The organism is Oceanospirillum linum (genome assembly GCF_001995095.2).
GTDB classification, from domain to species: domain Bacteria; phylum Pseudomonadota; class Gammaproteobacteria; order Pseudomonadales; family Halomonadaceae; genus Oceanospirillum; species Oceanospirillum linum.
In genome coordinates this window covers 379,604-393,560 of record NZ_MTSD02000002.1, presented here as the reverse complement: position 1 = coordinate 393,560, position 13,957 = coordinate 379,604, and the positions used below count along the sequence as shown (strand labels likewise).

The 13,957-nt window shown below is 49.9% G+C and carries 11 protein-coding genes; 2 read left to right on the top strand and 9 right to left on the bottom strand.

Going from position 1 to position 13,957, the window contains the following annotated elements:
* Positions 1-185: 185 nt before the first annotated feature.
* The 9 genes from BTA35_RS06935 to BTA35_RS06895 form a co-directional block, all read right to left on the bottom strand.
* Entirely contained in the window at positions 186-1,907 is a 1,722-nt protein-coding gene (locus BTA35_RS06935; RefSeq protein WP_078319084.1) for a proline--tRNA ligase, read from the bottom strand.
* Positions 1,908-2,026: 119 nt separating this feature from the next.
* Positions 2,027-2,788 carry a DUF481 domain-containing protein gene (locus BTA35_RS06930; RefSeq protein WP_078319083.1) on the bottom strand — a complete coding sequence of 254 codons (762 nt, stop codon included), beginning with the start codon at positions 2,786-2,788 and terminating at the stop codon, positions 2,027-2,029.
* A gap of 109 nt (positions 2,789-2,897) precedes the next feature.
* Positions 2,898-4,022 carry an ABC transporter permease gene (locus tag BTA35_RS06925; RefSeq protein WP_078319082.1) on the bottom strand — a complete coding sequence of 375 codons (1,125 nt, stop codon included), beginning with the start codon at positions 4,020-4,022 and terminating at the stop codon, positions 2,898-2,900.
* Positions 4,023-4,025: 3 nt separating this feature from the next.
* A complete protein-coding gene (gene rbbA / locus BTA35_RS06920; protein WP_078319081.1) occupies positions 4,026-6,818 on the bottom strand; it encodes a ribosome-associated ATPase/putative transporter RbbA in 2,793 nt (930 codons plus the stop codon).
* Between the two features lie 87 nt (positions 6,819-6,905).
* Entirely contained in the window at positions 6,906-7,946 is a 1,041-nt protein-coding gene (locus tag BTA35_RS06915; protein ID WP_078319080.1) for an HlyD family secretion protein, read from the bottom strand.
* 449 nt (positions 7,947-8,395) lie between these two features.
* Positions 8,396-8,812 carry a nucleotidyltransferase domain-containing protein gene (locus BTA35_RS06910; protein WP_202931200.1) on the bottom strand — a complete coding sequence of 139 codons (417 nt, stop codon included), beginning with the start codon at positions 8,810-8,812 and terminating at the stop codon, positions 8,396-8,398.
* Positions 8,813-8,896: 84 nt separating this feature from the next.
* Entirely contained in the window at positions 8,897-10,036 is a 1,140-nt protein-coding gene (locus tag BTA35_RS06905) for a GNAT family N-acetyltransferase (protein ID WP_078319078.1), read from the bottom strand.
* Between the two features lie 47 nt (positions 10,037-10,083).
* Positions 10,084-10,590 carry an HAD family hydrolase gene (locus BTA35_RS06900; protein ID WP_078319077.1) on the bottom strand — a complete coding sequence of 169 codons (507 nt, stop codon included), beginning with the start codon at positions 10,588-10,590 and terminating at the stop codon, positions 10,084-10,086.
* A gap of 96 nt (positions 10,591-10,686) precedes the next feature.
* Complete coding sequence (locus BTA35_RS06895) at positions 10,687-11,115, bottom strand: HIT domain-containing protein (protein WP_078319076.1); 429 nt, start codon at positions 11,113-11,115, stop codon at positions 10,687-10,689.
* Between the two features lie 212 nt (positions 11,116-11,327).
* On the opposite strand from BTA35_RS06895, the gene BTA35_RS06890 reads away from it, so the two are divergent.
* Both BTA35_RS06890 and BTA35_RS06885 read left to right on the top strand, forming a co-directional pair.
* Positions 11,328-12,761, top strand: coding sequence for a Na+/H+ antiporter NhaC family protein (locus BTA35_RS06890; protein WP_078319075.1), 1,434 nt, complete (start codon positions 11,328-11,330; stop codon positions 12,759-12,761).
* Positions 12,762-12,789: 28 nt separating this feature from the next.
* A complete protein-coding gene (locus BTA35_RS06885; RefSeq protein ID WP_078319074.1) occupies positions 12,790-13,893 on the top strand; it encodes a class II histone deacetylase in 1,104 nt (367 codons plus the stop codon).
* The last annotated feature ends 64 nt before the right edge of the window (positions 13,894-13,957 follow it).

Here is a 13,957-nt window from a genome sequence, read left to right as displayed (position 1 = left end):
TAATAGCAATCCCTGTGGTGGTCGGTTCCCTGCACTCTTTCTCCCACCTGCAAGTATATTGAACTCATGCCGGAATATCATCTTTAACTGGTGGATTCCTTACGGCTGGCATTTCCTGAAGATAACAAAAACCCGCCCGGTCAGGGGCGGGTTCTGGCAGAGGTCAGCCTGAAAAGAACAGACTGTTATGCCTGTCCGGCAAACGCATCCTTAAGGAAGGAGATTACCGTTGCCTGATCGATCATGGTGTTTTCGCTGTCGCGTCGGCCACGGTACTCCAGTTGGCCTTCTTTAAGGCCGCGCTCACCGATCACGATACGGTGTGGTATACCCACCAGTTCCAGGTCGGCAAACTTGAAGCCTGGGCGGCTGTCACGATCATCCATCAGAACATCATAGCCTGCAGCTTTTAGTTCTGCGTATAGTTTCTCACTGGCATCACGCACCAGCTCTGATTTATGGGCGTTCATAGGTACAATCGCAATCTCAAATGGCGCAATCGCTTCCGGCCAGATAATACCGTTCTCGTCATGGTTCTGCTCAATAGCAGACGCCACCACCCGGGTTACACCAATCCCGTAACAACCCATGGCCATTGGAATCGGCTTGCCATTTTCACCCAGCACTGTGGCATTCATCGCTTCACTGTATTTTGTGCCCAGCTGGAAAATATGACCTACTTCAATACCGCGCTTAATGGATAGCGTACCTTTACCATCGGGGCTGGCATCACCTTCAACCACATTGCGGATATCTTCAACCTGTGGCAGCTCTAAATCACGCCCCCAGTTGATACCGAAATAGTGCTTACCATCGATGTTTGCACCGGCACCAAAATCAGAAGCTACCGCTACGGCACGGTCTACAACGCAAGGGATACTCAGGTTAACCGGGCCCAGAGAGCCCGGGCCGGCACCGATAACCGCTTTTATCTCTTCATCAGATGCGAAGGTCAAAGGCGCTGCAACCAGTGACAGGTTTTCTGCTTTGATCTCATTCAGGGTGTGATCGCCACGTACGATCAGGGCCACGAAGTCCACCCCGGCTTCTTCATCTGCTTTAACGATCAGAGTCTTAACGGTTTTCTCAACAGGCAGATCAAACTGTTCAACCAGCTGGTCGATGGTTTTAGCATTCGGCGTATCGACCAGGGTCATCTCCTGTGTAGGAGCATCCGCTTCCGACTGAGGGGCAACCGCTTCCGCTTTTTCGATATTCGCTGCGTAGGTGCCTTCGGTGTTGAATACGATATCGTCTTCACCGGAATCCGCCAGTACGTGGAACTCATGGGAGCCTTCACCACCGATAGAGCCATTGTCTGCCAGTACCGGACGATAGTTCAGACCCAGGCGGTCAAAGATGTTGCAGTATGCCTGATACATCACATCGTAGGTTTCCTGCAGAGACTCCGGTGTGGTGTGGAAGGAGTATGCATCCTTCATGATAAATTCACGGGAACGCATGACACCGAAACGTGGGCGAATCTCATCACGGAACTTGGTTTGAATCTGATAAAAGTTAACCGGTAGCTGCTTATAGCTTTTAATCTCTTTACGGGCCATATCCGTGATCACTTCTTCATGGGTTGGGCCCACACAGAATTCACGTTGATGACGGTCTTTAAAGCGCAGTAGCTCCGGGCCATACTCTTCCCAGCGACCGGATTCCTGCCACAGCTCTGCAGGTTGTGCAGCCGGCATGAGAACTTCCTGAGAAACCTTGTCCATCTCTTCACGCACAATTCGCTCAACTTTGCGTAGGGTACGCAGGCCTAAGGGTAACCAGGTATACAGGCCGGAAGCCAGACGTCGGATCATACCGGCACGTAACATCAGCTGGTGGCTGATCACTTCAGCATCAGCTGGGGTTTCTTTTAATGTAGAAATTAGAATTTGACTGGCGCGCATAAAAACGGTCTCTGGCTTAGTACATGTTGGTAAATGCGGGTAATTGTATGCGTTCAGAAAGCCAGCGTACAGAGGGGGCGTCTGCCTTTCCCTCTGTAAAGGGCTTATATTCCATCTGTTCAGAAATTGTAGACTAAAGTAACACCAAATTCTGAGTTGGTATGCTTGGAGTCAACGGGCACGGTATCGGTATAATCCCAGTGATAGCTTATCTTGGTTGCAAGGCTGCCATTGATACGGCTTTTCAGGCTGGATTCTGAACGCCAGGTGGTTTTCTGTGAACCGGTATTGACGGATAGCATCTGATCAAATTCAACGCCCTTCTGAATTTTCCAGAAATACTTCCCTGCCAGACGCAGAACCGTTTCCTCTTCAGCTCCACTGTTATCTTCTCTCTGATCATAGCGGTAACCCGGGCCGATTTCGGCATCCAGGTAATGCCTGCGGTTATTAATAAGGCGGTAGCCGTAACCGATAGAATAGAGTGTTTGGTAGTCATAGCCACTGAAGCGATCAAATTCATAAGACAGCGTGGTTGCCAGATAATGGTGTCGGGTAAATTTCCGGTTAAGGTCTAATGTCCCTTTGTAACGCTCTTTGGAGGTGACATCGTCCTCTTTGCTGGTGAGTGCATCTAGGTTCAGAACCAGATCCCATACCCTGGCTTTGCGTTTCAGGTTCAGCGTGGCATTAATACTTGATGTGTTTGTGTTGCCCGTGGTTCTGATCGAGCCCAGTTCAGCTGCGCCTTTCCATTTAGGAAACGATGGTTCGGTGTCTGCAGCATTTAGGCTTCTGGCTACGATAAGTGCAGGAAATAAGAGCGCTACACAAGCTTTGGTGGATGATGGCCTGTGAGTCTGATGGTCATGATATTGCATATGAAGTGATTGTCTTTAAGCAGATGTATTCAAAGTTGCAGAGATTTAAGTTGTTATAGTGATTTAAACGGCAGATGGAGCAGAGCGGTTTTCCGCCCTGCTTTGAATGTTAATGACTGGTGGCAATCGAGCGACGGAACAGTGCCAGACTGGCGCTGAAGAATATGGCACCCAAGCCTGTAATAATCAACAGCTGAGGCCAGATAATACTCAGATCTGCACCACGGAAAACAACCGCTTGGGCAAAGGACATATAGTGACGCGAAGGTAACAGCCATGTCATCGGCTGTATGATTTCAGGCTGGCTTTCTACCGGGGTTAAGCCGCCGGAAAGCATGGTAATGGGTACAATCACCATAATCATCAGCAGGGCAAATTGCGCCATGGTGCGGGCGATGGTACCCAAAAATATCCCGATGGCGGCGGCGGCCAACAGATAGAGTGTTGTACCACTGAGCAATAATATGCGAGAGCCGCTAATAGGCACATCCAGAATCGTTTCCACCACAAGCTGCATGGATAGGGTGAAGGCCACGAGAATAATTAAGCCGTTAGCCCAAACCTTAGACATCACAATCTGAAATGAATTAAGTGGCATCACAAGCAAATGCTCGATAGTGCCGTGCTCCCGTTCCCTTAGTAGCGCTGCTCCCGTCAGAATGATGGTAATCAGTGAGATCTGATTGATCAGGGCGTTCATCGCCCCAAACCACATGCCGGTGCCATTGGGATTAAATGCCCGTCGCTGTACCTGTGTCACGGGATAGGATGTTGTTTTATCGGAACGATTGATAAAGTGGTTAACCTCATCCACGATAATATTCTGAATATACTGATTACCAAGGGCAGCCTGAGTGACGGCGGTGGCATCAATATTAATCTTTACGCTGGGCTGGCGGCCTTTACGCACATCCTCTTCAAATTGTGGCGGGATCTCAATGACAAACATAAAGTGATCCAGATCCATGGATGGATCGACTTCGGAGGCAGAGATCAGCTCCGGTGTTTTAAAGTAGGGGGGATACAGGGCGTTGGCAATGGCCCGTGAGAGTGTCGAGTTATCCTCATCCACGATGGCAACGGAAGCATTATTGACCGACTCACTGGTCGCTGTTGCCTGGGAGTATATGGCGAGACTAAATGAATAAAGAATCAGTACAACCATCACGGCATCACTGAAAACGCTGCGCAGTTCTTTCCTGCCCAGCCAGAAAATATTAATCCAGGCTTTCATTACTCAGGCCTCCTGCTTTTTCAGAAATGCGGCCGTTATGACAATCAGTATTGGCCCGAAACATGAGAGCACAAGGATATCTCCGGTCAGATCGGTAAATCCAAGCCCCTTAGTAAAAGCGGCAACGCTGAGGTGCATATAGTAGCTTGCGGGCCATAGCAGGCCGATAATATGACCGCCCCCTTCCATGGTTGAGGTTGGCTGTACGAGACCGGAAAAATTGATCGTTGGCATAATCAGTAGAATAGCGGTGGCAAATACCGCAGCGACCTGTGATTTGGTTAATGTGGACACTAACAGGCCAAAGCTGGTGGACGTGAACACATAGAGTAGCGCTCCCAATGCCAACCCCCAAAAGCTGCCTTTTAAGGGAACATCCAGCAGAAATACCACCAGCAGGGTCAGGACAATAAAGTTAACCATACCGATGCCGATATAGGGCAGCTGCTTACCGATAAGAAATTCCAGCCGCCTGGTTGGGGTGACATAAAAATTGGTAATGGTACCGATCTCTTTTTCCCGGGCCATGCTGACCGCCATCAGAATAGCCGGAAACAGCAACAGCAGTACGGCGGGGGCTTTTGGTCCGATGGAGTATATAGTCTCAAAGGTTGGGTTGTAGCGGTAGCGCGGCTCCAGGGTTACTTTGGACACGGCGCTGGCATCCACACCGGCATTGGCAGCCAGTTCCGACAGATAGTTAATATGGGCCCCACTGACATAACCGGAAATGGTGTTTGCCCGGGTGGTATTCGCACCATCAATCCACGCTGAAATTTCAGTGGCTTCCCCTTTTTTCAGGCTTCTGCCAAAATCCGGCGGAATCTCTATTGCCAGCGTGATATCGCCTGATTTCAGACCCTGATCGAGAGCCTCTTTACTGTGCAGATCCGGCTGTTTATTAAAATAGCGGGAGCCTTCAAAATTGCTGAGATACTCACGACTTGCCGGGGTTTGATCATGATCAAGGGCTGCATAGTTGAGGTTTTCAACATCCAGAGATATGCCATAGGCGACAACAATCAGCAGCAGGGCACTACCGAGAAAAGCAAAACCCATACGCACAGGATCACGGATCACCTCCATGATTTCACGATAACTATAGGCCAGCAACCGACTAAAACTGAACCGATGCAGCTTAGCCTTTTGGGGTTCTTCTGCTGAAAGAGGGCTTTGGTCAGGGGAGGCCTGTTTCTCTTGTTTTTGTGCGCCTTGTTTCTGTGTCTCTTTTTTCGGCGTTTCTTTTTTCTGCTCTTGCTCGCTGATGGCATCTTCCAGATAGCCAATAAAGGCTTCTTCTAAAGAATCCGCACCTTTTGCTGCAACCAGATGCTGAGGTTTATCGTAGACCAGCACCTGACCGGCGTGCATCAGTGAGATACGATCACAACGCAGGGCCTCATTCATAAAGTGGGTAGAGATAAAAATGGTCACCTTGTCCTGACGGGACAGCTCCACCAATAACTGCCAGAATCCGTCTCGGGCGACGGGATCAACACCTGAAGTGGGCTCATCAAGGATCAACATCTCCGGCTCATGGATCACGGCTACCGCTAAAGAAAGGCGCTGACGCATGCCCAAGGGCAGAGATGAGGCCAGAGTATCCAAATGTTCTGCCAAGCTAAAACGCTCAACCAAGGTATTGATGCGTTCCAGCGTTTTCTCCGGTGTTAAATGGAACAGGCGGGCATGTAGCTTTAGGTTTTGCGCCACGGTTAATTCGCCATAGAGGGAGAAAGCCTGAGTCATAAAGCCTACCCGTTTACGGGTTTCTAAATCCCCTGCATCCACCGGTTTACCAAACAAAAATGCCTCACCTTCAGAGACAGGTAATAGACCGGTCAGCATCTTCATGGTGGTGGTTTTTCCGCAGCCGTTGGAGCCAAGAAAACCAAAGATCTCACCTGCCTGAATCTCAAAACTCACATTATCGACGGCGGTAAAGCTGCCAAAACGACGGGTCAGCCCTTTGGCGACAATGGCAGGGGTTGCCTCACTCTGCTCTAAAGGTGGGATAACCAGTTCGGTGATATCACCGCGCTTCTCTTTCGGTAACAGGCGCACAAAGGCAGTTTCCAGATCTTCAGCGCCGGTTCGGGCCTTAAGGGCTTCTGGGGTGCCTGTATCCAGCACACGTCCGGCATCCATGGCAACCAACCAATCAAAGCCCTCGGCCTCATCCATATAGGCGGTGGAGACTAACACGCTCATACCGGGTCGTTCCTGGCGAATCGTGGCGATTAATTGCCAGAACTGACGACGGGAAAGCGGATCAACGCCGGTGGTTGGCTCATCCAGAATCAGCAGATCGGGATCATGAATAAGAGAGCAGCAAAGTCCCAGCTTCTGTTTCATGCCACCGGATAATTTACCGGCTTGCCGTGATAGAAAGCCATGCAGCCCTGTCGCTTTTGTTAGTCGATTGATACGGGCCTGGCGCTCAGATGAGCTTTGGCCAAATAACTTGCCAAAAAAGTCCAGGTTTTCCTCAACACTGAGTTCTGCGTAAAGGTTTTTGCCCAGTCCCTGGGGCATATACGCGATACTGGGGCCGATCGCGTTACGGTGCGCCGCAGAGGCCATATCACCACCCAGCACCTCAAGATGCCCCTGTTGCAGTTTGCGAGCCCCTGAAATAAGCCCCATCAGCGTTGACTTACCAACACCATCTGGCCCTAACAGGCCAACCATCAGACCTGAGGGAATATCCAGCGTGATATCATCAACTGCGGGTGACTTTTTATAGGTATGGGTTACACCCTGAATACGTGCGATCAGGCGATCTTGTTCAGCCATAGTTCGTACCTTCAGCCATAGATTCTGTGGTTATCGGTCAAATACCGTTAGCGCAAAGTTGCCATCAAAGCGTTGTCCGCCCGGATTTTATTGGCTGTTGGTCTGAGGGGCTGAATGAATCCCTGAAGGTAGTTTCTGTAAGAAGTCCGGCCATGGAGCCGGGGCTTCACCGGACTCTTTACTGGACTCTTTACTGGACAAAGGTGATAGGCGAATATAAGCCACACCCCGTATGCCAGTTTTAACACGGTCAATGTAGGCCATCACCAGCTCTTCTGGTATACGTACTTTAACGCGGAACATCAGTTTTTCGCGCTCACTGGCCGTTTCAACCTCTTTCGGGGTAAATTGGGATTCAGGGGACACAAAACTAACGGTGGCGGGAATGGCGACATCTAGAATATCCAGCTTAACCCGAGCTTCGGCACCAATAGCAACACGGTGGGCTTGAGTGGATGGCAGAAAGGTCTCCATATAGATATCGGTGAGATTCACCAAGGTTAGCACTTTGCCGCCGCTGCCTAAAACTTCCCCTGACTCTGCCAGACGGTACAAGACACGGCCAAGGCTTGGTGCAACCAGGGTGGCATCATCGATCTGGGATTGGATACCCTGCGCAACAGCTTGAGCGGCATCAACACTGCGCTGCCGTGCAGTCAGCATCGCCTCAGCGGCCTTAAGATTGGCTTTGGCGACGGCAACTTCACTGACACGGATATCATAGGTTTCTTTGCTGGCATGACCCTTTTTGAGCAGCTCCTGTGTCCGGCGTAATTCCTGCTGTGTCAGAATCAACTTAGCCTGAGCCTGCGCAATGGACGCTTCGGCGGCGGCAATCTGACTTTTTGCTCCGGCTATTTCAGCTTCAGCCCGGAGTCGCTCGGCCATTAACTGGGTTGTGTCTATGGTTGCCACGACCTGACCCGGCTTAACAAGATCGCCTTCCTGTACTAAAACAGAATCAACCCGTCCGGCTATTTTTGTTGAAACATCGACCTGAATCGCCTCAATCCGGCCGTTACCTGAAGCGATACTGACCGGTAACTCCGGCTTCAGCAGGGATTGCCATAGTATCCAGCCACCAGCGGCAACCAATATTAGAATCACACCTGTTATTGATCGTTTCACGTTTTTCTCCCTGTTGAATATTTGTCAACGGATGACGGTTCTTAGCCTGGATATTTCATTATTAGGAGCGGTAGGTTGGTCTGTCGGCAGACTGCCATCGTATGTCCGGTGGTGATCTGTGTCGCATAGTCGAGAAAGACACCAACTGCTCCTATTCCCTGAAAGGCTGCAAGCATTCCCTGGAGGGCTGAAAGGCTCTGGTCGTATTGCTTTTTTTGAACGGCGGCTTTGCAGCTTCAAGCTGTTGTTCTTTAGAACTAATTTAGTATAAATGAATAACTAAGTATTTCATCTGCCGAAAGAGGGATCTGCGCTAATTTCATGTTTATATTTATACATAAAGCAGCTGAATGATCGATTTATTGGGCCTTCCCGAGGGTGCGTCGTATAAGCCAGTGATAGGATCACCAAAACCAAGTTCTAGTGATGGGCTTCTAAACAGGCATCGGTTAGGTTCCAAAATGCTTCAAGTGGTAATGATAATCCAGCTCGGCCTTCGACATAATAATTTTTTCTGCCATCAACCGAGCATCCCAATCATTACAATACAGCAGGGTTCCAGAAATAATATTCATCGCTAGGGGAATCGGGGCGATTTTAACATCAACAATACTCAGTTGATCCTCCTTTAGCCCTAGCGATTTCACCCAATCCAACGCCAATAATTCAGGGCGAAGGCGGCGTTCAAGAGGGTCCTCAATTCTGCTGGAAAACAATACGGCCACGTCATAATCACTATCTACACGGTGGTTTCCCTTTGACCGTGAACCGTACAGCCACATGGCTGCAACCTCGTGGTATTGAGCCGCCAGCTGAATCAATTGTGTCACCGTGTCGTCTGCATAACCGGAATGAAGAGGCATCATATTTTATCTTTTACAAAGTGGATACGGAGTAACACGCCGCATTTTACCGTGTTCTGCCCTTAAAGCTATTTCAGGGCTCTACCGTTATTCTTTAAAAGGGAGCATCTCCCGGGCTTGTTCTGCGTAGAGCTGGACATGCCTGGCTTCTTCCTGCACAAAATCCCGTATTGCGGCATCAAACTCCGGCTCCGCCAGCCAGTGATGTGACTCTGTGATAATCGGGCGAAAGCCGCGACTGATTTTATGCTCTCCCTGGGTGCCGGGGTCAAAATGATCAAGACCTTTTTCTAAGCAATATTCGATACCCTGGTAGTAACAGGCTTCAAAATGCAGGCTGTCGGCCTCAACTTTGCTGCCCCAGTAGCGTCCGTAAAGACTGGCGCTGTCATGGAAAAAGAGAGCTGCAGCCACGGGGGTGTCTGCCGTATGACGGGCGATGACCAGCATGATCTGTTCCGGCATCGTTTCCACTAACTGTTGGAAAAATGTTCGGTTCAAATAGCCCTTTTGTCCACGTTGCATATAGGTTATTTGGTAACAGTGATAGAAATGCTCCAGCTGTTCCGGTGTGATATCGGCACCTTCAAGGCGCTCCAGTGTCAGCCCCTGTTGCACAACCTTACGTCGTTCCTGTCGGACATTTTTACGTTTTTTCGCGTTGAAACTCGCCAAAAACTGGTCGAAGTTCTGCCAGTTATCGGTATTAAACCAGTGAAACTGGCAAGTAAGACGGGTGTGCAGTTGCTGACCTGCCTGTAGCTGGTGCTTATCTTCCCGGGGGAAAAGCAGGTGCCAGCCCGAGGCTCCCAGCCGTGTTGCTTCAGCTTTTACCGAATCCACGATCAGAGGAATCAGGTCGGACTTTTGTACACCATCTGCCACTAACAGGCGCTCGCCCTGGCTGGGTGTGTAGGGGATGGCAGTAACAAGCTTGGGGTAATAAGCCAGTCCATAGCGCTGATAAGCCTCCGCCCATGACCAGTCGAAAACATACTCGCCATAGGAGTGGGTTTTGAGATAAAGAGGCATAAAGGCGATCAGGTCATCACCGGACTCCGCTATCAGATGGTGAGGTTTCCAGCCACCTTTTTCGCTGGCGGCTCCTGACGTTTCTAATGCCTGCAGAAAGGCTTTGCCGATAAAAGGGTTGTTATCGTGGTTGTTCAGCTGTTGCCAATGCGGATCGCTGATCTGGCTGATCTGATCGATAAAACGTATCTTCATCGGTTTGGATTTTCCTGTCATGGTCTGAACCGCTTTGGTTTATTTTCTTAGCCGGATGATACGCTTTGAGGCGTGAATAAGAGTAGCTCATCCAGTTTTTTAATCCGACTGAATGCCTGTCCTTTGTATTCACCGGTTTCACTCTTATCCGTCAGCCAGATCGCCTTAAGCCCCGCTTCAAGTGCTGGTGCGATATCTTTGTCAAAGTCATCACCCACCATGGTGCACTGCTCCGGAGTAATGCCCAGCTGTCTGATTATGGCCCGGTAAAATTCGGCTGTGCCTTTACCCAGCCCCAGATTGCTTTGGCAGAAATAGCCCTCCAGATAAGGGCATAAACCGACCCGGTCAAAGGCAGCGCGGATATCCGCTTCAGCGGAATCTGCAGCGCCCGTCGCGACAAAGAGTCGGGCGCTTTGGCTTAATTCTGCTAAGACCCTGTCGGCTTCAGGCTGCATCTGAACCTTGGGCCAATCCTTCATTTTTCCTGTCATTTCCGGGAAATCCACCATTAAGGTATCGCCCCAGTCAAACAGATAAACCGGTTGATGCATTTTGCTTTCTGACACTGTGACTCGCTCCCAGTCAAACCCGCTGAGGCTCTTTATTAACCCCGCTGAGGCTCTTTATTAATCCGCTGAAGCTCTTTATTAAACCAGCTTAAGCTCTGGCATTGCTTTCTGCAGGTGGGGAATAAGCTGTCGGATTCCGGTCTGAGCTTCTTCCTCGCTCATGGTTTCCGGTGTACCAACACCCCAGACCGGAGCAGGCCAGGCGGCATCACCTTCCTGACGAACCACATGATGCATATGCAGTTGTGGCACAACATTGCCCAGGGCCGCCACATTCATTTTATAACCCCGGAATGCACTCATCAGAGCCTCTGCCAGAATACAGGACTCATCCATCAGTTGCTGGCGGTTGGCTTTGTCCAGCTGGTGGATCTCGGTGATTCCGCCAATACGGGGGATCAGAATAAACCAGGGAAAACGGGCATCATTCATCATCACCAAACGGCTCAGGGGGAGATCTGCAACAGGAATCGTATCCTGCTCAAGACGGGAATGTAGCGTAAACATAAGGTGCTCCTGAAAACAGATGGCCGTAATTAATATTGGATGAAAAGGCCAGTGATTTCAGAAGCATAGCAGAGATAAAACTTGTCCCAATAGCTCTTTTTCTAGCGGCTCGGCCTATGTCCCCTTGGGGACATTTAGCATTCTGATACCTCTTTCTAGAATGGATGGCGATCCAAAACCCGCAAAAACAACACTAATCGAGGATCTCCCCTATGGATAATGTTCAGTCGGGCAGTCGTTTCCAATGGAAGCTGCGCTTACCTTTTGTTTCACTATTAACTTTGTTTCTGATCACGCTGCTGGCCCACCAGTTTTATGGTGGCGACAGAGACTTTGGCAGTCTGAGTCTGCTGCCGACGGTAGTGGTTCTGATTATCGCCCTGATAACCCACCGTACCCTTGAAGCTCTGATTGCCGGTAGCCTGACAGGCTTTCTGATGATCTCTCCGCAAACAGCCCTGCAGGAGTTTTCAGCAACGGCTCTTAAAGTGATGCAGGATCCCACAACTGGCTGGATTTTTCTGGTTTGTGGTCTGTTCGGTAGTCTGATCGCTTTGCTGCAGTTCTCGGGAGGCACACTTGCATTCAGTGATATTGTCGGGCGCTACTGCCGTACCCGCCGCAAAGCGCTGATGTTTGGTTGGCTGCTGGGTATCGTTATTTTTATCGATGATTATTTGAATGCGCTAACCGTCAGTACCGCTATGCGTAAACTGACCGACAAGCTGAAAGTCTCTCGTCAGATGTTGGCTTATATTGTTGATTCCACGGCAGCGCCAGTGTGCCTGCTGATTCCTTTCTCAACTTGGGTACTCTATCTGGCAGGTCTTTTTGAAAGTAATGGACTGGCTGAGGCCGGTGGTGGTTTTGGTTTTTATCTGGAGCTTTTGCCTTATCTCTTCTACCCGTGGATCGCAGTAATGTTGGTTCCTCTGGTGATTTCGGGTGTTATTCCTCCGTTAGGTGCGATGAAAAAAGCGGAGTTGAGTACTGGCTGTGAAGGCGTAGAGGAAGATAGCGCAACCCCTAGCCATGTTAAACCCCGCATGATCAACTTTGTTCTGCCTATGCTGACTCTGATCGTTGCTACCTGGTATTTCGATATTGATGCATTGATGGGGGTTGGTTGTGCGCTGATTGTGACTCTTGCCTTGTACAGCTTCCAGAGAATTGCCTCTTTTTCCCGTTTGTTTGATGAGCTGATGGCGGGGCTCGAGTCCATGCTGGTGCCTCTGGGGATTATTTTCACGGCCTTCATTCTACAGGCGGTTAACGAAAAGTTAGGGCTGGCACCTTATCTGATCGATACCGTAACACCGTATATGGATGCCAAGTGGTTACCTGCACTGACTTTTATTCTGTTGTCTGCTTTGGCTTTTGGCACGGGTTCATTCTGGGGGGTTTACGCAATTGCCTTGCCTATTGTCGTACCGCTGGCTCAATCCCTTGGTGCGGATATAGCTCTCACGCTGGGGGCTTTGATTTCTGCGGGGGCTTTCGGTAGCCATGCTTGTTTCTTTGGTGATGCCACCGTTATTTCAGCTAAAGGCTGCGGCATCACGCCGATGCAGCACGCTATGAGTCAACTTCCTTACGTTTCGATTGCCGCTGTTCTGAGCTTCTTGCTCTTTCTACTGGCAGCCTGATTAGAAAATAAACTGGAGAATAACAACCATGCGAAAAACCGGATTTGCTTACCATGAAATTTGTATGTGGCACGATGCGGGCCCGTGCTCGGTCTTTGATCAGGCTGGTGGCTTTATTCAGCCGGCAACTGCAGCAGAAAACCCTGAGACAAAACGTCGGCTCCGTAATCTACTTGAGGTGAGCGGTCTGTTACATGAACTGGTCCCCATTGCCGGAGAGCTAGCTGAGATGAGTGATCTGCAGTTGTTCCATACCTCTGAATATCTTCAGCGGCTGGCGGAAGCTTCAGAGTCAGGTTTTGGTGATGGTGGCGAATATGCACCATTCAGGAAAGATAGCTTCGAGATCGCTCGTAAGTCTGCGGGCCTGGCAATCGCTACCGTAGAGGCCGTGCTCCGTGGTGAGGTCGATAATGGCTACTGCTTGTCTCGTCCGCCGGGTCACCATGCGGAGAGGGATCGTGGTCGTGGTTTTTGCCTGATCGGTAATATTCCTGTGGCAATTATGGCTGCTCAGGTAAAAGGGCTGGTGAAGCGGGTTGCGGTGATTGATTGGGATGTACATCACGGCAATGGCACGCAACAGGCGTTTTACGATAACGGGGATATACTGACCATCTCTCTGCATCACGAAAACAACTATCCGATCAATTCAGGAGGTGCTGATGAGCGGGGGAAAGGTGAAGGCTTGGGGCTAAACCTGAATATTCCTCTTAATGCTGGTTCTGGTATTGGTGCATATCAGGCCACGTTGGAACAGCTGGTAATACCGGCATTGGAGGCTTTTAAACCAGAGCTTATCGTGGTTGCATGTGGTTATGATGCATCGGCAATGGATCCGCTGGGCTGCATGATTCTGAACAGTACTGCTTTTGCAAATATGACTCAGAGTCTTATGGAGGTCGCGGACCATCTATGCGACGGAAAACTGGTGATGGTTCATGAAGGGGGCTACTCAGAAGGTTATGTACCCTTCTGCGGGCATGCCGTTATTGAAACTCTGAGCGAATCATCAATCAAAGTCCCAGACCCTGTTGCGTCCGATATCGCCCGTTGGGGGCAACAGGATATTCAGCCTCATCAGCAGGCATTACTTGACCGACTCAGACCTCTACTGGAGGATATCAGGTAACCCTTATTGTTTTTATTCATGTTATGTCGGAGTACTTTCTCCGGCATAACCTTTTGGTTTCAGT